Genomic DNA, 25507 nt, shown 5'->3' with positions numbered 1-25507 from the left:
ATTTAAGATTTGGAGAAACCTAAGCCATTTTCCTCGCCGTAGCGTTCCATAAAGCGCATAAAGCGGTCCCATTCCGGTTGGGTGTTGAGAATCACCGTGGCCTCGATCGCCGTGGGGCGGCCATTGATAAATTTGCCCTTCACTTCCCTGGTGATAATTTCCCCTTCATCGTCGATTAAATACATGCCCGTAATATCATCGGTGCTTTCTTTCGCTAGAATTGTCGGTTCCAAGAAATAAAATTTAGCCATGCCAGATTGTCCATTTTTAGACTTGCTGAGGCGAACTTCTGGGACAACGGTTTCTGCAACTCCTTTGGAAAACTGAATTTCAGCCATGCTTTTTTACCTTAATGACATTAATTGCGTTAACTTTCCATCATGGCATAGATCCCGGTAGTGGCCGAAAAAACACCCCCATGGGACTACTCGAAACCCAAGTTCACCATCTGCTCAAAGCCCAACAGCGCCAACAAGCCATCCCCCCCTGGCCCCATGCGTTGACCATGGGCCGTTTGGTGTCCCGGGCCCTGCGACTGCGGCGATCGGCCTTGATTCAGACTGGTTGTTTGCCCCCCACCTATGGCCCCAGTTACCTGTTGCCCTGTCTGCTCAGTGATCAGCCCATCCGTTTGGTCACCACCGCCAAGCGTAAGCAGGATTTGGAGCATACCATTCTCCCGGCCTTAGAAAAGGATCTAAAGGGCAATGATCCTAAATTGCGTATTATCTGGCCCGCTATTATCACCCCGGCCCAATGGTTACGGGAAAGTTTAGCCCGAGCTTGCCAGCCATCCCCTGCCCTCACGGCGATCGAGCAGGTGGAATATCTAGAGGATTGGACGAGGGATTTTCTTTCCCACCATTTAGATTGGGGCACCCTCCAACCCCTATTTGCCCAAACGCCCCAGAGTCAAGATAAAGCGCTGACCCATTGGAGTCGGCTCAGTCAGTCCCTTTTTGCCCGCCCCGTCAATCCCCACGGTTTTTATCCCCTGGATGGGGAAGAACTACAGGATTTGAATCAGGCTGTAACGGAACAGTTAACGATTAGTCAAGGTGAAAATGCTATTAAGCAAGAAAATATTCGGAAAATTCAGCGGTTTTGGCAATTTTGGCAAGAACAAACAGACAATCACCTCCTTTGGGCAGAGGTGAATCGACAACAGGGGAAAATTAGTCTCCACGTCAGCCCAGTTAACGTACAACCCTGGCTGGCAAACATTTGGCAAAATTCCGATCAAGGGCAAGGGGATTTCGTTGGGGAAAACCAGGCGGCTTTTGTGCTCATTGGTAGTTTTTTAGACGCGGAAAAAACCGCCCCCACCTATTGCAAAACCCTGGGTCTAGGGGATTTACTTTGTCTAAAATTTTCGCCCCACCGCCTGCAAGACGGATTGACTATTTACCAGCCCGATCGCCTCCCTTTGCCCAACACCCCCGCTTTCCAAACCACTTTGCTGACGGAAATCGAACGGATTTTGACGGAAATTATGGCGGTGCAACCGGACACGTTTGTGGTGATTTTGCTTGATGATTTACCCTTAAAAGCCCAACTAGGCAGTCAATTAGCGGCTAAATTTGGTTCCGGAGTGAAAGTGGAACCCTCTCCTAGCTTAGCTCCAGGCATTTTGGTGGCAGGTTGGCAATACTGGTGTGCTCAACGGGAACAGTTTCCCCCGCCGGCCTTGCTCATTTTGGGCACTTTGCCCATTCCTTCTTTGGAGAATCCCTTAGTAGCTAAACGGGTACAGCACCACAAACGCCATCATCAAGACTGGTTCCGGGATTATCTACTACCGGTAGCGTTAAAGGATTTACAACAGGCAGTGTTACCCCTCAGGGAATCCGGCGGATGGTTGGCGATCCTTGACGACCGGGTTAATTCCCGCAGTTACGGCCGGGAGGTACTCAAAGCCCTAGCGCCCTACGGCAAAACTAACTATTTTGATCCCCACCATTTGCCCAAGGTCATCAATGGGGTGCATTCAGCCACCAACTAATTACCGTCTAATTACCGTTTAGTCATTATCCAACCACAACTAGGCTAGTCAGCAATTATGGATGGGGTAAAGGGGTCCATCCCCCGCTTCTAGACCAATTGTAGCTGGGCATTTTTCCGCTTTTTACGGCTGTTTTTGGGAGCATCGGCTAGGGAGTATTTGACTACGTTGGCCAACTCTTCCAATTGGGCGATCGCCTCGGCGCCTTCTAACTTCATCAATTCCCTGTCATCCCGCATTTCTGTCCAGGTAATGCCATAGTCCGATACCAAAAAGCGAATGAGATGATTTTCCCCCAGGCTCACCATGAAGGAAGCACTGTTGAGTTGGTCACCACAGGTGTAGCAAGAAGCAATGAAGCCCCGATTTTCGAGCACAGTGGCTAGGGCCCTCAGGCTCATGACTAAATCCTTAACGAAATCGCGGTGTTGCTGGGCAAGTCGAGTAAACACATTTCCTCCGAAAATAAGCTAGCTTTTAAAATCTTAATACTTTTTTAAGATTTTCACAGAGGCCTTGTCCGGAAAGGCTAATTAATGACGGTCCGGGGACCCTGACTAGGAAACCAATGGCGGTTAACCAGGGTTGCCTAAATGGACGATGCAAGAACCAATTACAGGGTCAGATTAGAGAGGGAAAAACCACTCAGAGCGTGTTTGCAAGTCTTAGTTTTCCCCCAAACTTGGGGGCAGGGGGGGCTTTTAAAACACTCTTTCAGAGGTGATGTTTGTCGGACACAAATACGGAACTCACCTCTAAACCTGGGCTTTCAGCCAATCCTCCGTAATCTTAGCGTGGTTATCGAAAGGGGGATGGCTTCTGTACAACTCTTAACTTCGTTAGGCTGGGAGCCGTTAGAAAAGATTGACTGGATTTTATTAGAAGCCGAGAACCTTACTGGGCTAGGGATTGTGCTAGTTGAAGAATTTTAGGAAAATTTCACAATCTAGGCTGGAGGACGCAGGAAAAGGATTTGGGGTTCAACTTTAAGTTAGCATTTCTTGAAAATCGGCTTTTTTGACTGGTGGAAGCCTTGACAATCTGCGTTAGTGATTTATACTTGGGACAGGTGTGAGGAAATTAGAAAAACATCTGGAGTCGAAACAAGGAAAGACGCCCCAGGTGTTTTTTTATGGCAATTTTTAGGGCAGTCCACAGATGAAGCAATGGCGCTGGCGGATAGTATTGGTGGCGATCGCCGCTCTGGTGGTAATTTCCCTAGCTACGCTGTTTCGATCCCAGGATACCCCCGACCGCATACCAGATTATCAAATTAGCAGTCAGTTGCCCGCCAATCAGGTGGATTACTATCCCCTGCAACAGAGTTTAAACAGTAGGTATTATCGACCCCTAGGTACTTGGTTGGGGCGTTTAATTTTGCCCACGGTGGAAGCAACCAAAGCCACTGCGGGGGATTGGGTTTGGCTGGAACTGTACCAAGCTCCCCCCACGCAACAGGGACTAGTGGGCCAAAAACTCCGGCTCACCTGGCAAGCCAATGCAGGTTTGGAAAGGTATTTAAAACTAGTTACCACCGACGTGAATTTCAGCCCTGATGCTGTGGAGAGTGAACGGGCGGGAAATTTATTGCCCAACCGTTTAAATGGGCGATCACAGGTGGGACCTTTGCAATCTTTGGCTGGGGCTAGGCCAGTGGACGATGTGCTGGTGCGGTTTGACCAAGCCGAAGTTAATATCCCCATGGGCAACCAGGCCGAAATTAAGTTGGCGACCATGCCGGAAATGGTCACGGGACGCTATCAAGCCTTGGTTAAAATTATCGGCCCTGCTCCCAATGCTCCCGCCAGTGCCATAGCGCAGGATTGCCCTGGAACTAAACCCTGCCCAGCGGATTTGATGCTGGTGCAACATTACAACCCTGGCAGTAAACAGTTTGACGGCCCCCAAGAAACCATTCGCATTCCCCAACAACCCCGCTTAAACGGCGATCGTTTTATTTCTACCCCCAGGGATTTGGCTACCTCCCCAGTGGGTCGGGCGGGTTGGTACGTCTATGGCGCCCAGGGTAAAGATGGCATATTTACCGTGCAGTCCCTCAAACCCCGCTCTTTGGTGCAACTGCAACCCGATGAACAAATTTTCCGCCTTGGCCCCGGTCGCAACTACATCCACCATGGCAATTGGTACCATACCCCCGAAAGAAAAGGTACGGCCCAAAAGGTTTTAGTTGATCCCCGCAGTGATTCCCCCGAGGTAGCCCTAGGCCAATGGCAGGAGGGCGATCGCCTGTTGGGAATGCATCTATTTGGGGGCATTGGGGGGAAATTAGGGGAAAAGATCATGTTGGGCACAGTGACGGGGCATTTTTCCTTTAGCTTGCCAAAAGTTGTCCGGGATCCTTTTACGGACGAGTTGCAGTGGGAAATCCCCTACTACCAGGTCTATGCCCATAACCCCCAGGGCATTGTCGCTGGTTCCCAAACCTGGGAAAACTATGCCGGAAATTTACAACGGGGCTGGATTCAGAGTCGTCCTTTTTCAGATGTGGTGGTCAAGCTGGATGTGCTGGAGGACTATAACTTCGGCGGCTCCATACTTTCTCCCCTGGATGAGTTGCAAAAACAGTTGCAAATTATGATGGCCCGCTACCGCACCGGCGATGGCACTGGCTATGCAGGGGTCAGTCCCGCGGCTTCCTGCGTGCAGGATTCTAACCAAGCTCTGTACTTAGCCATCATTACTTTACAACGGCAGGTGGAGGGTAACCCGGAAATTTTGACCTGGTTAGCCCAGCATCCTAATTCTCCGGAAACCCAACGTTTTCAACGGCTACACCAATTAGGCGATCGCCTGCTGACGATGTTAAAACCCAGGGGGATTACCAGGGAAGATTGGCAAAACAATGCCGCCACCCTAGCCGGTTTAGATCCAGATAATCCCACCAATCAATACGATTTCATCCAGGAAAATACCCTGGCCAATGCCCTGCTCACTTGGCAGTCCATGTTGCCCCGGTTGAATCAGGATATTCTCAACGAAATTTTCCTGGAACAGGGGGCCCAGCTTTGGTTCATGCGGTCCAACCAAGTGGGGGGATCGATGCCAGAAATTTTACCCCTGGCCCCCACCGGTATTTTTGGCGATGTGCCTGTTCTGTCGGCTTTAGCTCGGCGCATTTTGGCCGCGATAGTGTTTTTACCCCGGCCCCAGGATTGGTGGTTTTTAGCCATCACCATCATTGTTTATGGGGCGATCGCCATGACCTTGGGCTTTAAATTTGGCTTTTTGCAATGGCAATGGTGGGGCCAATCCCTTGCTGGTAGTGGGAAATTGATCCTGGCCCTATTTTTTCTGCCGGCGCTGGGGGAGGAATTGGTGTTTCGGGTTATGCTGTTGCCCTATCCCACGGAACTAAATCTTTTCTGGCCAACGTTGGGGGCCATGGTGCTGAGTTTAGTGCTGTTTTTGCTCTACCATCCCCTCAACGCCCTGCTGTTTTACCCCAGGGGGAGAAATGTGTTTTTCCAACCTATTTTCCTCGGTCTTACTGGATTATTAGCCGTGGCAACCACAGCAATTTATTGGCATAGTGGCTCCCTTTGGTTAATTGCCATTTTCCATTGGTTGGTGGTGGTAACGTGGCTAATGGCATTGGGCGGTTACGGCAAATTGGCCCATCATTAGCTCCAAAAATGAAGAAATTCCACAATTCCTTTACCTAAAGGGGAAACACCCCCAAGATGGAGGGGAAAAACAAGATTATCCATTCCCCAGAGGTTTCCATGGCACCCCAAGTGGATGTGTTGGCAAATAAACAAATTTTGATTGAACGGGCCCTGGTCTGTGTCACCACCCGCATTACCAAGGCGATCGCCGAGCGGGGTCAAGGCACCATTGCCCTATCGGGGGGCAGTACCCCTAAACCCTTATATGAAGCCCTCGCCCGCCAAGCCCTACCCTGGGAAAAGATCCACGTTTTTTGGGGGGATGAACGTTATGTTCCCGCAGACCATCCCGACAGCAACCAGCGCATGGCCCGGTTAGCTTGGTTAGACCAGGTGGATATTCCGGAAGCCAATATTCATCCCATGCCTACCACTGCCGGCAATGCAGAACAGGACGCCCAGACCTATGAAAATGAGTTGGCTACTTTTTTCCAGGTGGAAGCAGGACATTTTCCCGCCTTTGATTTAATTCTTTTAGGTTTGGGGGACGACGGCCACACCGCTTCCCTTTTTCCCCATACCCCTGCCCTGACCGTTGGCGATCGCCTAATTACGGTGGGCAATAAAGACGGCCAACCGCGGTTAACCTTCACCATTCCCCTGATTAACCAAGCCCGTTCGGTGGTTTTCCTCGTAGCGGGGGCCAGTAAACAAGAAGCGTTAAAGGAAATTTTTGCAGCAGAGGCCGATCCCCATCAATACCCTGCCCGGTTTATTCAGCCCCAGGGGGAACTTCTTTGGCTTTTAGACCAGTCAGCGGGGGATAATCTCCGTCCTTGAAAGGCGCAATAACTGTGTCCTCCTGCCCTGAATCCTCCCGTATCGAAATGTTACAATTCATTTAGCATTTTCAGGCTATTGACCTCTTTTACCTTATGGGTGAATCGACTAGGACTGGACAACTTGCCTCCCCTGACCATAGCCTCCGCTGGATTATTTTGGCCATGGTGGTGGGGGTTTTATTCACTGGGGGCATAATTTTTTACAGTCTCCGTTCCGGGGTCAACCAAGGGGAAGATAACGCTTCCAGTTCCATCGCGCCCCCCTCCCCAGGCCAGTCTTTGGCAGATCAACCGGTGGCGGCCCTGGGACGCATTGCTCCCCTGGGGGAAATTATTAAGCTTTCTGCTTCACCGGGGTCCTTTGGCGGAGCGAAAGTAGCCAGAGTTTTAGTCAGGGAAGGGGACAAAGTAAAAGAAGGCCAGGTGGTGGCGGTGCTGGATTCCTACGAACAAAAAGCCGCCGCTGTGGTTTCCGCCCAGGAGTCGGTGCGGGTGGCCCAGGCAGATTTGGCCATCATCGAGGCAGGGGCTAAACGGGGGGAAATAGCCGCCCAGGAGTCCCAGGTTCGTAAAGCTCAGGCGGAATTAGAACAGAATTTTGCCGTTAACCAAGCTGCTTTGGCCAATTTAATCAAACAGTTGGAAGGGGAAAAGCTAGAGCAACAGGCTACCATTGATCGCCTACGGGCGGAGGTAAATCAAGCGGCCAACGATGACCGCCGCTATCGCAGTTTGGCGGAGAATGGGGCGATCGCCATGGCGGACTGGGAGCAGCGGCGTTTGAATTTGGAAACCAGCAACCAGCGATTGCGAGAAGCTCAGGCTCGGTTAATGAAAACCGAGGCCACTTTGGAAGAACAAATCCGGGAACAGCAATCAATCCGGGATAAGGACGCCCAAACTATGCTGCTGGAAAGGGAGTCGGCCCGGGCCACCCTGTCCCAAATTGCGGAAATTCGCCAGGTGGATGTGCAAAAGGCCCAGGCGGAGTTGAACCTGGCCATGGCCCGTTTCCAGGAAGCCCGAGCTGAGTTAGACACTGCGGTGGTGCGGGCACCGATGGATTCCCAGGTATTAAAAATTTATACTCGCCCGGGGGAAAAAGTTAGCGATGACAATGGCATCCTCGACCTCGGCATTACCTCCCAAATGATTGTGGTGGCGGAAGTGTATGAAAATGACATCGGCCGGGTTAAACCGGGGCAGACTGCTTGGATCACCAGTGAAAATGACAGCTTTAGCGGGGACTTGGAAGGTCGAGTTACTGATATTGGCTTAAAAATTGGCAAAAATGATGTGCTCAACTCCGACCCAGCCGCCGACATTGATGCCAGGGTGGTGGAAGTGAAAATTGCCCTCAGTCCCAGCGCGAGCAAAACCGTGGCCGGTTTAAGCAACGCCAAAGTGGTGGTGAAAATTGAACCGGATTCCATCACTGCGCCCCCCCGCAATTAAGTTTAAGCCTTTAGCCATTACCCCATAATGAAAATTCCCCTTGCCTGGCACCAGCTTTTCCATGAAAGGATGCGACTCCTGGCGGCGATCGCCGGCATTGCCTTTGCCGATGTGTTGATTTTTATGCAACTGGGGTTCAAGAATGCCCTATTTGACAGTGCAATTCGCATTCCTGAAAGTTTACAGGGGGACCTATTTATCCTCAGTACCCAAACGGATACCTTTGTTAATCCCACCCCCTTTGCGGCCCGTCGTTTATACCAAGCCATGGGCAACAAGGCTGTCAACGATGGCAGTAGCCTCTACATTGACATCAACCGTTGGAAAAATCCAGAAACCAAGGCCAGTCGACAAATTTACATTATGGGTTTTAACCCCGTTAACAATCCCATCAATCTGCCGGGGGTGGGGGAAAATTTAGACTTGATCAAGCGCCCCGACGTATTCCTATTTGACCAGGACTCTAGGGAAGAATTTGGCCCGGTGCCCGCACTGTTAGCAGCTGATGGCCCTGTTTTCACAGAGGTGGGTAATCGTCGCATCCAAGTGCAAGGGCTATTTACCCTCGGCTCCTCCTTTGGGGCGGACGGCACTTTAATCACCAGTGATTTGAATTTCTTTCGTCTTTTTCCCGACCGGGACCGTACTTCCATCGATGTGGCCATTTTGCAACTCAAACCCGGCGCCGATCCGGAACGGGTGGCCGAAGAAATTCGCAAGGATCTCACCGGGGGTGATGTCCAGATTTTTACCAAGGAAAAGTTAGTCCAATACGAATTAAATTATTGGCAAACCCGCACCACCATCGGTTTTGTCTTCGGTTTGGGCACCGCTATGGGTTTCATCGTCGGTACCGTAATTGTCTATCAAATTCTTTACACCGATGTTTCTGACCATTTGCCGGAATATGCCACCCTCAAAGCCATCGGTTACGGCGATCGTTATCTTTTGGGGGTCGTGTTCCAGGAAGCCTTATTGTTGGCGGTGATTGGCTTTTTGCCTAGCTTTGGTTTGGGATTGATACTCTACACTAACACCGCCCGGGCCACCGGTTTACCGCTAATTATGACCACCGCTAGGGCGTTAACTGTATTGATTATGACCATTGCCATGTGTTGCATTTCCGGGGCGATCGCCGTGGGTCGTTTGCGAGCCGCTGATCCAGCAGATATTTTCTAATTTCCCTCTGTGTTGTGCCAATGATAATTTTGCCTTAACATCTCTTCACAAAAATTTATAGTTTGTCATAATAGCGGTGGATAATCTTCTCACAAGGAATCATTAATTATGAAATTTGCCGCTAAAATTGCCGCTGTCACCGCTTTATCTGGATTCGCCCTCGGTGCTCCCACCGTTGCCATGGCAGAAATTGAGACCACAGAAAAGCCCGCAGTAGTCAGCCAGGCCGCCGCGGAAACCAGCATGACCATTGTGGAAGTTGCCGCTGGCAATGAAGCTTTTACTACTTTAGTCGCTGCGGTCGAGGCCGCTGATTTAGTGGAAGCCTTGTCCGCTGAGGGGCCCTTTACTGTTTTCGCCCCCACTAACGATGCCTTTGCCGCCCTGCCCGCTGGTACAGTGGAAAGTCTGTTGCTACCCGAAAACAAAGATAAATTGGTGAAAGTTCTCACCTACCACGTTATCCCCGGTAAAATCACCGCGGCCCAAGTTCAATCCGGTCAAGTGGAATCTCTGGCTGGTGAACCCATCACCTTCAAAGTTAAAGATGGCAAAGTCAAAGTCAATAAAGCCACTGTCATTTCCGCCGATGTGGATGCCAGTAATGGTGTAATCCATGTCATTGACCAAGTAATTCTGCCTCCTATGTAATTGGTCTAACTGGTCTAATGATCTAAAATCCTTGGCCTAAATTTTGTTGGGTGGGGTTCCAGTTTCTGGGAAATTGGCCCCACTTTTTGCTTGCATGCTACCTTTACAGGGGAAGTGCCTCCGGGCATAGTGAAACTTGTTCGGCAGTGGGATAGAAAACTGTGGCCATTAATTCGTCGGATTCGGCAACGTCAGTAACAACAGTTATTGTTGGTGGCGGTTTTGTGGGGCTATTTACTGCTTTGCATTTGCGCCATCATCAGCACGCCGGCCCAATCGTCCTGGTGGAACCCCAGGAAAATTTTGTCTTTAAGCCCATGCTCTATGAACTACTCACCGAAGAGTTGCCAGAGTCAGTGGTTTGTCCCAGCTATGAACATTTGTTGGCCAATAGCGGCATTGATATAGTCCAAGCCCGGGTAACCGATGTGCAATTGGCAGAAAAAACGTTAGTGCTCGATGCCGGCCAAGAACAACACTATGACTATTTGGTGCTGGCGGTGGGGTCAGTGCAGGGTTATTTGGGGGCTAAGGGAGCCGAAGAATATGCCTTTGCTTTCCGTTCCCAAACCGAGGCGATCGCCCTGCGGGAGCATCTCAAAACCTGTTTAGAAAAGTCCCTAACCACCGAAGATCAAGCAGAAAAAGAAAAGTTATTGACGGTGGCGATCGTCGGGGCTGGGCCGGCCGGGGTGGAAATGGCGGCCACGCTGGCGGATTTACTGCCCAGTTGGTACGTGCCCATGGGGGGCAACATCAATGATTTAAAGATTTACTTGGTCAACCACGCACCGGCAATTTTGGCCGGGGATGCGAATAGCGGTCTAAAACGATGTGCCCTAGAAGAATTGCAAGCAAGGGCGATACCAGTAACACTGAAGTTGGGGGTGGGGGTCAAAAGCGTTACCCCCGATAGTCTGCAATTTGTGGAAACTGGGGAAGAGGAACTGCGCCATTTAGCCACCGGCACCACCATTTGGACCGCCGGCACAGCGGTTAATCCCCTACTCAAAACCCTTAAGGAACAAATTCCCGCCGAGGAACTCGATCGCCATGGGCAACCCTTAGTAACCAGTACCTTGCAATTGCCTAGTTTTCCCCAGGTATTTGCCGCCGGGGACTGTGTGACGGTAAAAGATAATCCCAAACCCGCCCTGGCCCAGATTGCCTACCAACAGGGGGCGGCGATCGCCAAAAATTTGATGGCGGTACAGAATGGTAAACCCTTAGTTAGCCCCGATCCCCAACTACGGGGCACGTTGATGAAACTGGGTTTGAACAATGGGGTGGCCAATTTATTTGACCGGGTACGCATCCAGGGCAAAGCGGGGGACCTACTGCGGAACGCCACCTATCTGGAGCTATTGCCCACTCCTTTGCATAACTTCAAATCCACCACCCAATGGCTAGCGGAAGAAACCATTGACCGTTTCCATCGCCCCCACGCCCCCAGTGCCCAGGAACTTAAATGGGCCGCCATGACCCCAGCCCAACGGCGGGAATATCAAGGCATCAAGGCGATCGCCATCATTGCCCCCCTAATTTTTATCGTCCTGCTATACCTTGGCTTCAAAACACCGCAAAGGGAACGGGCTCCGTTCGTACCCCAACCCAGCCCCAGCATCAACCAGTAGCTATGCAGCCAAGTTAAATTTCCAGACATTGTTGCAAGAGGCAAAACGGCTTTAGGGATTTTAGTTGGGTTGAATCCATGTTAGTCAATGCCCAAAGGACAGTGCAAATTATCTAAGTGCCCCCAGCTATTTTTCAACGCTGACCGAAGAACTACAATTGGCAATGAAAACGACACTTTTCGATGCATCTGGCCGTCCTGATTTGCATTGCCCGTTTTTTGCCCTGCTTCATCATCCATGTTTTCCCTGCTTGCCCCTTTAGTTCTTGCCCAGGCCAATTCGATCGCCATTCCCATCAGTCCACCACCGGTGATCATCCAGCCAGCCCCCAACGCCGGCGGCACTCCCCAGGAACTAAAAATAGTGCAGCCAGTGCGTCCCTTGCCAGGGCAACTAGACCAAATTCCCGTTTTTAACAGCAACAGTCCGGAGCTAATTTTCAACGAAGGCATTATTCTTTCAACGTTGCCTTCCATTGGCATGGGCCATCCCTACGCCCACTTGAACCATCCTTTCCGAGGTAGGTTTGATGTCTTTGCCCACCACGTTGTCCAGGCTTCTCCCGAGGGTAGAACTTTATATTTGGGAGTGTTACTGTTCAATGGCAGTCGGCAGGATGCCACGGTGGAAATTCTCCAGGGGGCTAGTTCCCTTACTTCCCCCGACGCTCTATTCATCGACCTGCCGCCGGTGGTGGAAAACAATGACGGAAATGTATTTGCCGGCCCGGGTAGTCGAGTCACCAATGATGTACTGCGAGGCAAAAGACAGACGGATTACCCAGACAAATTCATCATTCCCGCTGGCCAAAGTCGCATGTTAATTAATCAGCCTTTGCCGGTGAACTATACCCCCGTGCCGGGTCAACCGCCGCCGATTCGACTACCCCGCAATGGTTTTTCCGCCTATTTACGTCTCAACACCAACGTCCCGATTCATGCGGCCAGTATGGCCATGTACGCTCCCCAGGATGGCTTTGGCGCAGAACAGGTTCCTCGTTTGGCGGATTGGGAAAATTTGCTCAAAACCGCTAACCTGATGCAACCCAGGGACCGCATTCCCCGCAATACCCAACGTCGTATCTATAGTCGGGTGGCGGGGGTTTCCATTGGCTCCCAGTGGCAGGCCACCATCACCGATGACAACAGCCAAAAGCTAGCCATTCCCGAACCGGGGCAGGGTTTTTCCTATCCCATTAGTGCTTTGGAAGGAGGTCGCATGGGCACCGGGCAAAATCAGTCTGCTCCCATGGCGGTACGTTACCCGGACACAGCCTATGAGTCCCACGGTAATTATGGGGTGCAATATAGCTTGAGCTTACCCTTGGTGAACAACACTAACCGCAATCAGACCGTTGACTTGACGGTGGAAACGCCTCTCAAGTTCAATGATGGGCCCAATAACCAGCTAACTTTTTTGGTGCCTCCTGCGGTCAATGTCTTTTTCCGGGGCACAGTGCGCTTTAGTTATACCGATCGCCGGGGCCAAACTAATAATCGTTACTACCATTTGGTACAACGGCGGGGTCAAAAAGGGGAAAATTTGGTCACCCTCGACCTCAAGCCAGGGGAAGAAAGAACTGTGCAGGTGGATCTGCTTTATCCCCCCGATGCCACCCCTCCCCAACTTTTGACGGTGAGGACTCGCTAGGCTCGACTCTGTAGTTTTCTGTTGATTCTAGGCAGTGGCCACTTTAGGAAACTTTGCTTCCTCCTCCGTTTCCTCTTCCCCCAAACCCAATTCCCGCTTGAGGATAGCGATGGATTTTTCGCCAATGTAGTGCTCGGAGCAAATGATTTCCGGCATCCGGATTAGATCGTGGCGTTCTGCTTCAATGGCTTGCCGCACAATGGGTTCACTGGCAGGATCGGTGATAATGGTGCGGGCAGTGCGGACTAGGGATCGCAACTTCTGGCGATCGCTGACCAGGGCAGATTTTAAAAAGAGGGATTCCCCCCGTAGGCTGTGGATGAGAATTTCCGCAATGGTGAGAATGCCGGGGCTAAGGCTGACAATGCCTAGGCAAGAATTTTCCGGTAGGGCTTTGATTAACCCTAGTTCTTTACTGTAGTCGTAAATATCCACCGGAATCACCCGCACATCGTAGGGAGTGGCAATGGACTCCGCTTCAGCCAGGAAGTAGCGACTGGTAACCACTGTGCCGGAAGGCAATTCGGATAGGGTTTGTTTCAGGGTTTCCATGGGCACCAATTGCACCGGAATTACCAATGCCTGTTCCAACTCGTTGAGAATTAGCTGCCCAGCCCCAATGTCCCTTTGGGGTACAGTGACCAAGACCCTAGCGGTGCTCCGCAGTCGCCAATCGATGGTTTCTAAACAAAGTTCTTTGACTTGGGAGAGGTTTAACCCCTGGCTGAGCAGCTCGTCAATGGTTTTTTGGATTAGTTGACTAGCTTCAGGATATTCCCGGAATAGGGGGCCGTCGAGGATAATACCCTCCTCGGTGCTGGGGGCTTTGACGTAAATTCCAGAACCGGCGATGGATTCCACCAAACCCGCATCTTCCAAATTTTGGTAAACCTTACTGATGGTGTTGCGGTGTAGACCCGTCATCATGGCCAGTTGTCTGGTGCTAGGTAAACGGTGCCCCGGATGATACTGGCGGGAGGCGATCGCAAAACGGATTTGGTCAAATAACTGCTTAGAAGCGGGAATTTCGCTGTCGTTTTGAATTTGGAACTGTAACATTTTAGGGAAGGGTAAACGAGGAGTAGGCAGATTCAGTCCGGATTTCATCCCAGGTCTAAAGACGGCCTCAACTGGAGAAAGGTTCATTGAGGACTTGATCTTGATAGCCATTGGTAAATTTGCCCAGGTCATCACCATTATTGCCAACAAAGTTTTCCAACACACCCCCATCAATTTTCGTTGACTATAAAACTCTCAAAATTCCCATCAGCCGTTAAAGGGCCGGAGCCATCCCCTGGCCATGGCCCAATCTAGAGTGGAACGCACCACGGCAAAGCTAATCAGACTTTCCCCCATCAAAATGGCGATCGCCAGGGGATCTTCGGTGGTGGGTAATTCGATCAGTCCACCGCTCCGCACCAAGGTAAAAGCTAAGACGGCTCCGTCCCTTAGATGGGCATTGTTATCCTGGCGGATGATGTAACGGTAGGTGACAGCAAATAAAAACCCGCTCAGTAAACCACTGCCCCCATTCAAAGCCAGGGTCAACCAGTCTAAATTCGGTGCTGTCAGTAAGCTAAAGTAGCTGTTGCCCAGCCAGGCCAGAGCATAAACCAGGCCAAAGGCGATCGCCCCCAGGCAACCGGCCTTAACGGACTCCAAACGTTCCTGAAAACTTAATTGCACCCGTCACCCCCACCAGAATCAAGCACCGATCAATTATTGCAGTAAAGCTAAAATTTCACTGTGCAATTTGGGGTTGGGGCTAGCTACAACCTCGGTGGACTCTGGGGTTAATTCTTTACCTTGCCAATCGGTAAAGCAATAATTGACCCCCCCTAGGATGGGTATTAGCGCACAAAAATCATAAAAATTCAAATCCGCTTCCACTACCACCAAAGGCATAGCAGTCCAACCACTGGCGGCGCTGAGGTAATTGAAACAATCTCCCCCAAAGGCAGTGCGCTGGCATTGGTCATAGATATTTGCCATTTTCTGCCGTTGCGCCGGGGCAGTAAACATTAACGGTGTAGTAGAGGCAATACAAGCAGAAGTTAAGTTAACCTCACTCTCTGCGTAAGGATTAACTAGGGGGATGCCGTTAACATTGCTTGGTTCCCCCTGTACCCCCTGCCATCGATCGCCGCTGATGGGCTGGTGGGCAATGCCCAGCACCGGGCACATATCTGCATCAACTAAACCGATCAGGGTAGCAAAGATTGGTAATCCCCGCACAAAGGAGGAAGTACCATCAATGGGGTCTAACACCCAGGTATAGCCGGATTGGCCGGTAATATTCTCCCCTTCCTCCCGAATTACGCCATCCTGGGGCAACTTTGCCTGGAGAAAATTTACCATAGCCTGTTCCGCTTCTTCATCGGCTTGGGTAACAATGGCGGAAACCAGGTCTGTTTTCGTCCCACTCTGTAAATGGGAGCGGCGAAAATATTGGCTGAGTATTTCCCCGGAAATGGTGGCCAATTGCTGGGCAATGGCAAGTCTTGGTTCAATTTCTGGCAACATCATCCCTATTCCAAAGACTGCTTCACACTGGCGATCGCCGACAGTAGTTGGTCAATTTCCCCGTCGGTGCCCACGGTAATGCGGAGATAATTGGTGATGCGGGGATGGTTAAAGTAACGCACTAAAATTTTTCTTTCTTTTAGCACCTGATATAACTCAGCGGCGGCAATCCAGCGGGGAGCGGCAAAGACAAAATTGGCATCGGACTCGCAGACTTGAAAATCCATTTTTGCCAATTGCTCCATCAAACGGATGCGGGTATTGCGTACCATTTGCCAGAGGGGCACAAACTCAGCCTGGGCCTGTAACGCCGCAGTGCCTAAAGCCTGGGCTAAACGATCCAAGTTGTAGGAATCCCGCACTTTATCCATCTCCTCAATCAAGGCCGGAGCGGCGATCGCCAATCCCACCCGCATTCCCGCCAGACTATAACTTTTAGAAAGGGTGCGGGAAATAATCACGTTGTCAAATTCTTTCAGAAAATCCCAATGGTCCTCGTCGGAAAAATCCCCGTAGGCTTCGTCAATAACCACTACTCCCTGGGCCTGGGCGCAAGTTTGCCAAAGAAATTCCCGGTTTAAATGTTTGCCTTTAGGGGGATTGGGGGAAGCGAGAAAAATCAATTTTGCCTCTGGACAAATCACCGGCCCGGTTAAATCAAAATTGTCATCGGTGGCAATCTTTTGCACTTTGGCTCCATGAACCGAAGCGATTGTTTCATATAAAGAGTAGGTTAGATCTAAAAAAGCAACGGTTTCCCCCGGATCAACAAAGGTACGCACCACAATATTGAGAATGTCGTCGGAGCCATTGCCGGCCAAAACTTGATTTAATTGCACCCCATACAAACTCGCCGCCGTCCGGCGCAACTGGGTAGAAACCGGATCAGGGTAGAGCCGCACCTTCGGCAATTCCGCCGCCACTGCTTCCAACACCTGAGCTGGGGGAGCATAGGGATTTTCATTGGTATTGAGCTTAACGAAATCGTTAGTTTGGGGCTGTTCCCCAGGCACATAGGCAGGGGTTTGGCGGACGGACAGACGGATGGATACCATTACGCAATTACGGTCAAAGGGGCAAAAATCCCTTTGTTCAAAGCTTCTCCCATTACAGACCATACTCCGACATCGTTGCCCCTGTAAAGGTGGCTTTTGATTAGTAACTTTCAACTATGGCAATGGCGGGGCACATAGGCTTGACTCGCTTGGCCATAGGATTCCAGATAATGGCGCAGATGATGAAATTGTTCGGGGTTAAGACGATAATAAATCCAACGCCCGTCCTGGCGAGTATGCACTAATTCCGCATCCCGCAAACGTTTGAGATGGAAAGATAACTTGGATTGACTAATGTTCAGTTGGTCGCAAAGGTCACAGACGCACTGTTCTTGATTTTCCAGCAAAGTTAGCACCTGGAGGCGAATAGGGTCAGACAAAGCTTGAAATCCAGCACCAATTAAGTCTTTTTCCGTTGTTTTCACGACAATTGTAGAAAGATATGAGGACGTTAGAGATAATTTATGCGATTTTCTTGCGGACAACCACCGAAAAGCTCTGGGGGCATTATGGTGCAAATTGATCCCATTCATCCCGCATCTAGCTACGACATTACCCCACTGTGCAGGCTGATTGGGCAAAGATTTAGTCCAAAACTAGGGAGTGAATCAGATGGTGGGGGAATTTAGCCAAATTCTTGCCTCCAAAAAGTAAAATTTTCGTTGATTTTGTACAAAATTTGACAAAACAATGCTACCTTTCGTGGTGGATATTTTTGATCCAAACTAGTTGATTAAACCTAGGCCTAAATTGAGCCTAACAAGAAATAAACTCTTTTTCACCCTTTTAAAACGCAAATGAAAAAGTACATTGCTGAATTTATCGGCACTTTCTGGCTGGTGCTTGGCGGTTGTGGGAGTGCAGTGTTTGCCGCTTTTATTTCCGTTCCTGGCGGTGAGAACACTAACGAATTTGGTTTGGGCTATCTGGGGGTTTCCCTCGCTTTTGGTCTGACCGTCTTCACCGGAGCCTATGGTTTGGGGCACATTTCCGGTGGCCATTTCAACCCCGCTGTTTCCTTTGGACTCTGGATGGGTAAGAGATTCCCCGGTTCCCAATTAGCGCCCTACATCGGCTCCCAAGTGCTAGGGGCAATCCTTGCGGGCTTATTTATCTTGATTGTTGCCCAGGGGAATCCCAATTTCGTCCTCGACCCCGCCCAATCTAATCCTTTGGCCACCAATGGTTTTGGTGACCATTCCCCCCAGGGCTATGGCTTTATGTCCGCTCTGTTAATCGAGTTTGTGCTGACTTTTATGTTCCTGTTGGTCATCCTTGGGGTAACGGATAAGCTCGCCCCTGCTGGTTTTGCCCCCGCTGCCATTGGTTTAGCGTTAACCTTGATTCACCTGGTCAGCATTCCCATCACCAACACTTCCGTCAACCCAGCCCGGAGTACGGGAGTTGCCCTTTTCTGTGGTAACCCTGCTTTGATCGGTCAACTTTGGCTATTCTGGTTGGCCCCGATCGCCGGAGCGCTATTGGCAGGTTTTGTTTACCACAATGTGCTGGAAGACCTGAGCCGTCCTGAAGTTAGTCCCGAGCCTGAAGCATAGTAAAGGAAATGCCCACATTTTCAGGGTTACGTTATCCTGACTCTGTTGATGTTTTCACTCCCCGGATACCTGATGGTTCAGGTTAAGCTTGGGGAGATTTTTTTGGAAAGTTTTTGCTTTAACCCAACTCCCTCTAATAGAAACAGAGCTTGGCAAAAATCAACTTTTGGTCTTTATCATTCAATAAAGTGGGGTTTGATCTTCTGGAAAGATTAGGATAAGTATTGGTTATGTGCTTATTAGCCAGGATTATCAAATCTGCCTGACTTCCATCACCTTCCCTTAAATCTAGCAATTTAGCTTCTTTCCCCGTTTCCCCCTCCCTATGTCCAAACTCGTTATCGTTGAATCCCCCACTAAAGCCCGCACCATTCGCAACTACCTGCCCCAGGATTATCGGGTGGAAGCGTCCATGGGCCATGTCCGGGATTTACCGGCTTCGGCGGAGGAAGTACCAGCGGCTTACAAAGATAAAAGCTGGGCTAACCTGGGGGTCAACGTTGAAGATCATTTCAGTCCCCTTTATGTGATCCCCAAAAGCAAAAAGAAAATAGTTAAGGAATTACAGACTGCCCTGAAAAATGCCGACGAGGTGATTCTGGCCACGGACGAAGACCGGGAAGGGGAAAGTATTAGCTGGCATTTGTTGCAATTGCTCCAGCCCAAGGTGCCCATTAAACGGATGGTGTTCCACGAAATTACCCAGGAGGCTATTCGCCATGCATTGGACAATTGCCGGGAAATTGACGAAAATTTGGTTCATGCCCAGGAAACCCGGCGGATTTTAGACCGCTTGGTAGGTTACACCCTTTCTCCCCTGCTCTGGAAGAAAATTGCTTGGGGTCTGTCCGCTGGCCGGGTGCAATCGGTGGCGGTGCGGTTAATTGTGCAACGGGAACGGGCCCGCCGGGCCTTTAAGACCGCTGGGTACTGGGACTTGAAAGCGGAACTGGAACAGCATAAAAATCCTTTTCAGGCCAAGTTGATGACCTTGGGGGGCACAAAATTAGCCAATGGGAGCGATTTTGACCCCAATAGCGGCGCTTTGTTGCCCAATAAACAGGTGGTGGTGCTGGATGAAGCCCAGGCGATCGCCTTAAAGGATTGTTTGACGGACAAGCCCTGGGAAGTGATTAATACAGAGGAAAAACCCAGTGTACGGAAACCGGCGCCCCCCTTTACCACTTCCACCCTGCAACAGGAAGCAAACCGAAAATTGGGCATTTCTGCCCGGGATACCATGCGGGTGGCCCAGAAATTATATGAAGAGGGCTACATCACCTATATGCGGACGGATTCGGTGCATCTTTCCGACCAGGCGGTGACGGCGGCCCGGAGTTGCGTACAACAAATGTATGGCAAAGAATACTTGAGTCCTCAGCCCAAGCAATACACCACCAAAAGTAAAGGGGCCCAGGAAGCCCACGAAGCCATTCGCCCCGCCGGGACAGAGTTTCGCATTCCCAACCAAACGGGGTTGAAGGAGCGGGAATTAGCCCTATATGAACTGATCTGGAAACGGACCGTGGCCTGCCAGATGGCCGACGCCCGCATTACCCAACTTAGCGTGACGTTGAGGGTGGAAGATGCGGAATTTCGGGCTGGGGGTAAACGGATCGATTTCCCCGGTTATTTCCGGGCCTATGTGGAAGGTTCCGACGACCCCGATGCCGCTTTGGAAAATCAAGAGGTGATTCTTCCCCCCCTCAAAGTTGGCGATCGCCCTAATTGTCGAGAAATCGAGCCGATGAGCCACGAAACCCAACCTCCCGCCCGCTATACGGAAGCTTCGTTGGTAAAAACCTTGGAAAGTGAAGGGGTGGGTCGTCCTAGTACCTACGCCAGTATCATTGGCACCATCATTGACCGGGGTTACGTGCAAATGCGGGGCAAAGCCTTAACCCCCACGTTCACAGCCTTTGCGGTGGTCAGTTTACTGGAAGCCCATTTCCCCGATTTGGTGGATACAGGCTTCACTTCCCGCATGGAGCAAAAGCTAGACGAAATTGCCATCGGTAAAACCCAGTGGCTCCCCTATCTCCAGGGCTTTTTTCTGGGGGAATCGGGGCTAGAAAATCAAGTCAAAGTGCGCCAAGACCAAATCGATCCGGCGATCGCCAAAGCCATTGAGTTGGAAAATCTGGCTGCCAAAGTAAAAATTGGCAAATTTGGCCCCTATATTGAAATTCCCCAGGGGGAAGAAATTATCACTGCTTCCATTCCCCATGATTTAACCCCAGCGGACCTTAACCCAGACCAGGTAGCGGTTTTACTGAAGCAAAAAACCGAAGGCCCAGATAAGGTGGGCACCCACCCTGAAACCGGAGAGCCCATATTTATACTCATTGGCGCCTATGGACCCTATGTCCAACTGGGGGAAGCCACGGAGGAAAATAAAAAACCGAAACGAACTTCCCTGCCCAAAGGGGTTAAACCGGAGGATGTCACTTTGGAAATGGCGGTGGGATTATTGGCCTTGCCCCGTAACCTGGGGGAACATCCCGAATCGGGCAAAAATATCAAAGCCAGCCTAGGTCGCTTTGGCCCCTACGTAGTCCATGATCAAGGTAAGGACGGCAAAGATTACCGCTCCCTCAAAGGGGATGACGACGTGTTGACCATTACCCTAGAACGGGCTTTGGCATTGCTGGCGGAACCTAAACGGGGCCGGGGTAGCCGTACTCCCTTGAAGGAATTGGGTTTACACCCTGAAGATCAAGAACCGGTGAATTTATTCAAAGGCCCCTATGGAGTTTACATCAAACATGGCAAAGTCAATGCCAGTCTGCCGGAGGGGGAAACGGAAGAAACCATTACCCTGGAAAAGGCTTTACCTTTGCTAGCGGATAAAGCGGGCACCAAGAAAACAACTCGGAAAAAGGCCACTACCAGCACTGTTAAGGGTACGAAAAAAACTACTACTAAAACTACCAAAAAAACCAGTGGCACCGGTGCGGCCAAGAAGACCACCACCAAACGCACCACCACTCGGAAAACATCTGCCAGTAAAGCGGATCAGTCCAGTGAGGCCAGTTAAAGCCAATGAAAAAACGTGTAACCCTGACTTTTCCCCGCAGTGCGGTGCAAATGCCCGTCACCTACCGTTTGGCCAAGGACTTCAATATTGCCGCCAACATTATCCGGGCCCAGGTGGCCCCCAACCAGGTGGGAAAAGTGGTGTTGGAATTGTCCGGGGACATTGACCAATTAGAAGCGTCTTTGGAGTGGATGCGCTCCCAAAGCATTGAGGTTTCCCTCGCTAGTCGGGAAATTGTCATTGATGACCAAAGCTGTGTGGATTGTGGCCTATGCACGGGGGTTTGTCCCACGGAGGCCCTGAGTTTGGACCCGGATAGTTTTCGTCTGATGTTCCGTCGTTCCCGTTGTGTGGTCTGTGAGCAATGTATTCCTTCCTGTCCAGTCCAGGCGATCGCCACTAATTTCTAGGCTCTTTCCAGACTCCATCAATGGTCAATTATCTCCATGGAATCACCCATCCAAGCCCAACCGCCCCTGGATTTTTTAGCCCCCAACCTCAAGCCCTGGTTACTCCAACTAGGCCCCCTGATTTTGCCCTGGTGGATCCGCTCCCAAACGGCGATCGCCAAAATTGAAGCGGAAAACCTAGATGTTCTCGCCCAGATTTACGGCGAATTTAGCCAGGGAAAAAATCGTTTATTACTCGCATTCCGCCATCCCAGCATTAACGATCCCCTCTGCATGGGCTATCTGTTCTGGAATTTATTACCCCAGGCGATCGATAAAAAGAAAGTGTCACCGCCCTATAGTTCCCATTTCATGTACGACCGGGGTATTCCCCTCTGGGGAGGAAGCTTTTTACAGTGGTTATTTCCCCGCCTGGGGGGCACTTCCATCCAACGGGGCAAACTAGATCGACCGGGTTTACGATCCGCTAGGGATTTAATGCTCAATGGTGTATATCCCCTATCCGCTGCCCCGGAAGGAGCCACCAACGGTCATAACGAAATTATTTCCCCCTTGGAACCCGGCATTGCCCAACTAGGATTTTGGTGTGCAGAGGATTTATGCAAAGCCCAAAGGCAAGAACAGGTAATAATTTTGCCCGTAGGTATCCAATATTTTTACCTCACGCCCCCTTGGCGAGAGATTGAAAATTTACTCTCTCAACTGGAAAATGACTGCGGCATTGCTCCCACCGCTGACCATAGTTTGGGCGAAGCAAGATTATACAAACGCCTTTATAACCTAGGGGAAGTGATGTTGGATCTGATGGAGAATTTTTACCGCCAGTTTTACCAACAAAATTTGCCGGTGGTGGCGGATTTAGCTAAAAGTTTGCAGGACAATTTCAACAGTTTAGAAACCGATCCTAATCAATTACTTGCTTCCCGCCTACAAAATTTGCTCCATGCCGCCCTAACAGTGGGGGAAGAATATTTTCAAATTAGTCCCAAGGGTAATCTCCCGGAGCGTTGCCGCAGACTGGAGCAGGCGGGCTGGGATTATATCTATCGTGAAGATTTACGGGACGAACAGGCTTTATTTCCAGTTAAAAAGGGTCTAGCAGATCGCATTGCGGAAGAGGCGGATTTAAGGATGTGGCATATGCGTCTGGTGGAAAATTTTGTCGCAGTGACGGGGCATTACGTCAAAGAAAAACCAACGGTGGAACGGTTTGCCGACACCCTTTTATTACTTTGGAATGTGATTACCCGCATGAAGGGGGGAAACTTGAACAATCGCCCTATTTTAGGTCGTCAGCGGGTTCAATTAACCATTGGTCAGCCCATTCTGGTGGACGATTATTATGAAGATTACAAAGCTAACCGCAAACTGGCGATCGCCAATGTGACTGAGATTCTACAAGAACGATTAACAAACTTAATTTGTTAGCGAAATCAGGCAAATAGGGGAACTAAATAGCGAATTAGCGGCCATTTACCGATGGAACTATTCGCCACTCAGCCAGTAAAACCAGAGTCACTGATCCCTGGCATTCCTAGACTGATACAACTAGAATCAGAGGGTGAGCCCATCTTTGTATTTGTTTACAATTGCCCTCTGTCACCATGGTCAAACCCGTTAGTCTACTCTCTGCCCAATCCTACGAAGCCGCCAGTTTACTTGCCGCCCTAAAAACCCTACTAGAACCCCTGGGGGGCATGGCCAAATTCGTCAAACCAGGCGATCGGGTTTTGCTCAAGCCTAATTTATTGACCGGAAATCGTCCTGGTAGAGAATGTATCACTCGTCCCGAATTAGTGGCCTGTGTGGCTCAACTGGTGCAGGAAGCTGGGGGAAAACCCTTTATGGGGGACAGCCCCGCCTTTGGTTCAGCCCGGGGAGTGGCGGAAAACAACGGTTATTTGCCTCTGCTGGAAGCCTTAAACATTCCCATTGTGGAATTCCGGGGGGGGCGCTACGAAACTAACAGCGATAATTTCAACCATCTGCGGTTATCCAAGGAAGCGATGGATGCGGACGTAGTAATCAATCTACCCAAACTCAAATCCCACTCCCAATTGACCATGACCATGGGGGTTAAAAACCTATTTGGTTGTGTCCCCGGCAAAATGAAAGCCTGGTGGCATATGGAAGCCGGAAAAGATGCTAACCGCTTTGGAGAAATGCTGGTGGAAACCGCCAAGGCGATCGCCCCGGACTTGACAATTTTAGACGGCATTATTGCCCACGAGGGTAATGGCCCCATGCACGGTGACCCCCGAGAAGTGGGTTTATTGGCCGCTAGCCCTGATGTGTTTGCCCTGGATTTTGTCATCACCGACATTTTGCAACTCGACCCTACCACCATTCCTACCATGGCCGCCCAAGATCGTTTGGGGCTCAATCCCACCGTTGCCGAACTAGATTTTCCCCTGGCCCATCCCCGGGATTTATTGGTGGAAAACTGGAAATTACCGGAAGTATTAATGCCCATCGATTTTGGCTTGCCCCGGGTATTGCGCTCCACTTTTAAGCACTTTTACATTCGGTTTGTCAAGGAACCATTACATCTCTACACTGGCAAGGCCTAACTAAGGGAACTTTTCGTCAAATAGACTACATAAACCCCGCCGATCCGGCCTTAACCTAGGAATAAGACATAAAGTCAATATCACCCTCCGATTGCTAGAGGTCGCCCGTTGCTTCAGTGGCGGCTTTCTTTTTGGGATTTTAGGATTTAGGATGTCTTTGACCCAGCAAGAGTACAACTCCCCATCCTGCCCTAGGGCGCCAATTCCACTGGCTTTTTGGCAGCAATTAACTGTTCCGCAAACGGGGGCGGCATGTTTTTGGTAACAGAAATGAGATAGTCCAAAAAGGTCTGGGTGATGACTGACAGTTGTTTCCCCGCTAGGTTAGCCACGTACCAACGACGTTGGATGGGGAATCCATCTATGTCTAAAATAGTCAACTCACTGCGGGCCCCCTCTGACACCAAGGTATGCTGGGATAATACAGAAATTCCCATGCCACCGGCGATCGCCTGTTTAATGGCCTCATTGCTCCCCAGTTCCAGCCGCACCCGCACATCAACATAATGACGATGAAATAAATTTTGTACCGCTAAACGGGTACCAGAACCCTTTTCCCGCATAATGAATGCCTCATCATTCAAAGCAGTGATGGGAATATTACTTTTTCCCGCCAGGGGATGATCCCGACGGGCAATAACCACCAAAGGATTATCTAAGAAAGGTTGGAAGTTGAGGTCAATTTCCTCCGGTGGTTCACTGACAATGTACAAATCATCTTCATTGTTTTGCATACGGTGACGAATCTGCTCATGGTTAGTTACCTTCAAAGACACTTCAATGCCTGGATACTTTTGGGTAAATTCCCCTAGCAAACGAGGAATAAAATATTTGGCTGTCGTAATTACCGCCAAGCGTAAACGTCCTTGCTTCGTGCCTTTAATGTCCGCCACCTTCATGGCAAAGTTATCCAACCGCCGAAAAATATCCTGGCAGGTTACCAATAACTCTTGCCCTGCTTCTGTCAGGTAAAGTCGTTTACCAATTTGCTCGAACAGAGGAAGACCTACCGCTTTGGACAATTGTTTAATCTGACTCGAAACTGTCGGTTGGGTGATATAAAGCTCCTCTGCTGCCCGGGTAAAACTACCATGTCTGGCGGTGGCTTCAAAAACTTTCAATTGGTGTAAGGTTGCTTGCATGACCTTGTATGGAGATGGTGGTTAGATGGGTGGAAGAATTGAGGCGGCGGATTAAATTTTTCAAACCCACACTGAACTGGAACTGAAGTTTTAGTGATGTTGACTTGTTAGCCTTGGCCATCCCTGGCCCCAGAATACTTTGGCACAAATAATTGACATAGACTGAAAGCCATGA

General features: G+C 50.2%; 21 protein-coding genes. 13 read left to right on the top strand and 8 right to left on the bottom strand.

Going from position 1 to position 25507, the window contains the following annotated elements:
- Positions 1 to 2 precede the first annotated feature (2 nt).
- Entirely contained in the window at positions 3 to 338 is a 336-nt protein-coding gene (psb28, locus tag D082_RS01290) for a photosystem II reaction center protein Psb28 (RefSeq protein ID WP_028946740.1), read from the bottom strand.
- Positions 339 to 352: 14 nt separating this feature from the next.
- Here psb28 and D082_RS01285 point away from each other — a divergent pair, with 14 nt between their 5' ends.
- Entirely contained in the window at positions 353 to 2002 is a 1650-nt protein-coding gene (locus tag D082_RS01285) for an ATP-dependent DNA helicase (RefSeq protein ID WP_028946741.1), read from the top strand.
- Positions 2003 to 2091: 89 nt separating this feature from the next.
- Here D082_RS01285 and D082_RS01280 read toward each other — a convergent pair whose 3' ends face one another.
- Positions 2092 to 2454 (bottom strand): DUF1815 family protein, encoded by a 363-nt coding sequence (locus D082_RS01280; protein ID WP_028946742.1) that lies wholly within the window; start codon positions 2452 to 2454, stop codon positions 2092 to 2094.
- A 706-nt stretch (positions 2455 to 3160) separates the two neighbouring features.
- On the opposite strand from D082_RS01280, the gene D082_RS01270 reads away from it, so the two are divergent.
- The 7 genes from D082_RS01270 (at position 3161) to D082_RS01240 (ending at position 13039) form a co-directional block, all read left to right on the top strand.
- Positions 3161 to 5647, top strand: coding sequence for a type II CAAX prenyl endopeptidase Rce1 family protein (locus D082_RS01270; RefSeq protein WP_028946744.1), 2487 nt, complete (start codon positions 3161 to 3163; stop codon positions 5645 to 5647).
- Between the two features lie 56 nt (positions 5648 to 5703).
- Positions 5704 to 6468, top strand: a complete 765-nt coding sequence (pgl, locus tag D082_RS01265) for a 6-phosphogluconolactonase (protein WP_028946745.1) — start codon at positions 5704 to 5706, stop codon at positions 6466 to 6468.
- 95 nt (positions 6469 to 6563) lie between these two features.
- On the top strand, positions 6564 to 7925 hold the full coding sequence (locus D082_RS01260) for an HlyD family efflux transporter periplasmic adaptor subunit (RefSeq protein WP_028946746.1): 1362 nt from the start codon (positions 6564 to 6566) through the stop codon (positions 7923 to 7925).
- Between the two features lie 27 nt (positions 7926 to 7952).
- Positions 7953 to 9104: an ABC transporter permease DevC gene (gene devC, locus D082_RS01255; protein ID WP_028946747.1), complete on the top strand. Its 1152-nt coding sequence runs from the start codon at positions 7953 to 7955 to the stop codon at positions 9102 to 9104.
- Positions 9105 to 9212: 108 nt separating this feature from the next.
- Positions 9213 to 9755, top strand: coding sequence for a fasciclin domain-containing protein (locus tag D082_RS01250; RefSeq protein WP_028946748.1), 543 nt, complete (start codon positions 9213 to 9215; stop codon positions 9753 to 9755).
- A 161-nt stretch (positions 9756 to 9916) separates the two neighbouring features.
- Positions 9917 to 11389: an NAD(P)/FAD-dependent oxidoreductase gene (locus tag D082_RS01245; protein ID WP_028946749.1), complete on the top strand. Its 1473-nt coding sequence runs from the start codon at positions 9917 to 9919 to the stop codon at positions 11387 to 11389.
- Between the two features lie 237 nt (positions 11390 to 11626).
- Positions 11627 to 13039, top strand: coding sequence for a DUF3370 domain-containing protein (locus D082_RS01240; protein ID WP_028946750.1), 1413 nt, complete (start codon positions 11627 to 11629; stop codon positions 13037 to 13039).
- 27 nt (positions 13040 to 13066) lie between these two features.
- Here the strand turns inward: D082_RS01240 and D082_RS01235 are convergent, their stop codons facing one another.
- The 5 genes from D082_RS01235 to D082_RS01215 all read right to left on the bottom strand — a co-directional run bounded on the left by D082_RS01235 (position 13067) and on the right by D082_RS01215 (position 17042).
- Positions 13067 to 14233 (bottom strand): GntR family transcriptional regulator, encoded by a 1167-nt coding sequence (locus D082_RS01235; RefSeq protein WP_028946751.1) that lies wholly within the window; start codon positions 14231 to 14233, stop codon positions 13067 to 13069.
- A 72-nt stretch (positions 14234 to 14305) separates the two neighbouring features.
- Complete coding sequence (locus D082_RS01230) at positions 14306 to 14725, bottom strand: hypothetical protein (RefSeq protein ID WP_028946752.1); 420 nt, start codon at positions 14723 to 14725, stop codon at positions 14306 to 14308.
- A 33-nt stretch (positions 14726 to 14758) separates the two neighbouring features.
- A complete protein-coding gene (hisN, locus tag D082_RS01225; protein WP_038529845.1) occupies positions 14759 to 15565 on the bottom strand; it encodes a histidinol-phosphatase in 807 nt (268 codons plus the stop codon).
- Between the two features lie 2 nt (positions 15566 to 15567).
- On the bottom strand, positions 15568 to 16617 hold the full coding sequence (gene hisC / locus D082_RS01220) for a histidinol-phosphate transaminase (protein WP_028946754.1): 1050 nt from the start codon (positions 16615 to 16617) through the stop codon (positions 15568 to 15570).
- A gap of 110 nt (positions 16618 to 16727) precedes the next feature.
- Positions 16728 to 17042, bottom strand: coding sequence for a helix-turn-helix transcriptional regulator (locus D082_RS01215; RefSeq protein ID WP_028946755.1), 315 nt, complete (start codon positions 17040 to 17042; stop codon positions 16728 to 16730).
- Between the two features lie 372 nt (positions 17043 to 17414).
- Here D082_RS01215 and aqpZ point away from each other — a divergent pair, with 372 nt between their 5' ends.
- The 5 genes from aqpZ to D082_RS01190 all read left to right on the top strand — a co-directional run bounded on the left by aqpZ (position 17415) and on the right by D082_RS01190 (position 24190).
- Positions 17415 to 18173 carry an aquaporin Z gene (gene aqpZ, locus D082_RS01210; RefSeq protein WP_028946756.1) on the top strand — a complete coding sequence of 253 codons (759 nt, stop codon included), beginning with the start codon at positions 17415 to 17417 and terminating at the stop codon, positions 18171 to 18173.
- Between the two features lie 325 nt (positions 18174 to 18498).
- The gene (topA, locus tag D082_RS01205) at positions 18499 to 21210 is read left to right on the top strand and encodes a type I DNA topoisomerase (RefSeq protein WP_028946757.1); all 2712 of its coding nucleotides are present in this window, start codon (positions 18499 to 18501) and stop codon (positions 21208 to 21210) included.
- 5 nt (positions 21211 to 21215) lie between these two features.
- Positions 21216 to 21620, top strand: coding sequence for an NIL domain-containing protein (locus D082_RS01200; protein WP_010872494.1), 405 nt, complete (start codon positions 21216 to 21218; stop codon positions 21618 to 21620).
- A 36-nt stretch (positions 21621 to 21656) separates the two neighbouring features.
- A complete protein-coding gene (locus D082_RS01195; protein ID WP_028946758.1) occupies positions 21657 to 23048 on the top strand; it encodes a 1-acyl-sn-glycerol-3-phosphate acyltransferase in 1392 nt (463 codons plus the stop codon).
- A gap of 176 nt (positions 23049 to 23224) precedes the next feature.
- Entirely contained in the window at positions 23225 to 24190 is a 966-nt protein-coding gene (locus tag D082_RS01190; protein ID WP_028946759.1) for a DUF362 domain-containing protein, read from the top strand.
- A gap of 191 nt (positions 24191 to 24381) precedes the next feature.
- Here the strand turns inward: D082_RS01190 and D082_RS01185 are convergent, their stop codons facing one another.
- Positions 24382 to 25332, bottom strand: coding sequence for a LysR family transcriptional regulator (locus D082_RS01185; protein WP_028946760.1), 951 nt, complete (start codon positions 25330 to 25332; stop codon positions 24382 to 24384).
- Positions 25333 to 25507: the final 175 nt, after the last annotated feature.

Source organism: Synechocystis sp. PCC 6714 (assembly GCF_000478825.2).
Classification (GTDB): Bacteria; Cyanobacteriota; Cyanobacteriia; order Cyanobacteriales; family Microcystaceae; genus Synechocystis.
The sequence above is the reverse complement of the archived record's forward strand: the minus strand, read 5'-3'. Positions and strand labels throughout refer to the sequence as shown.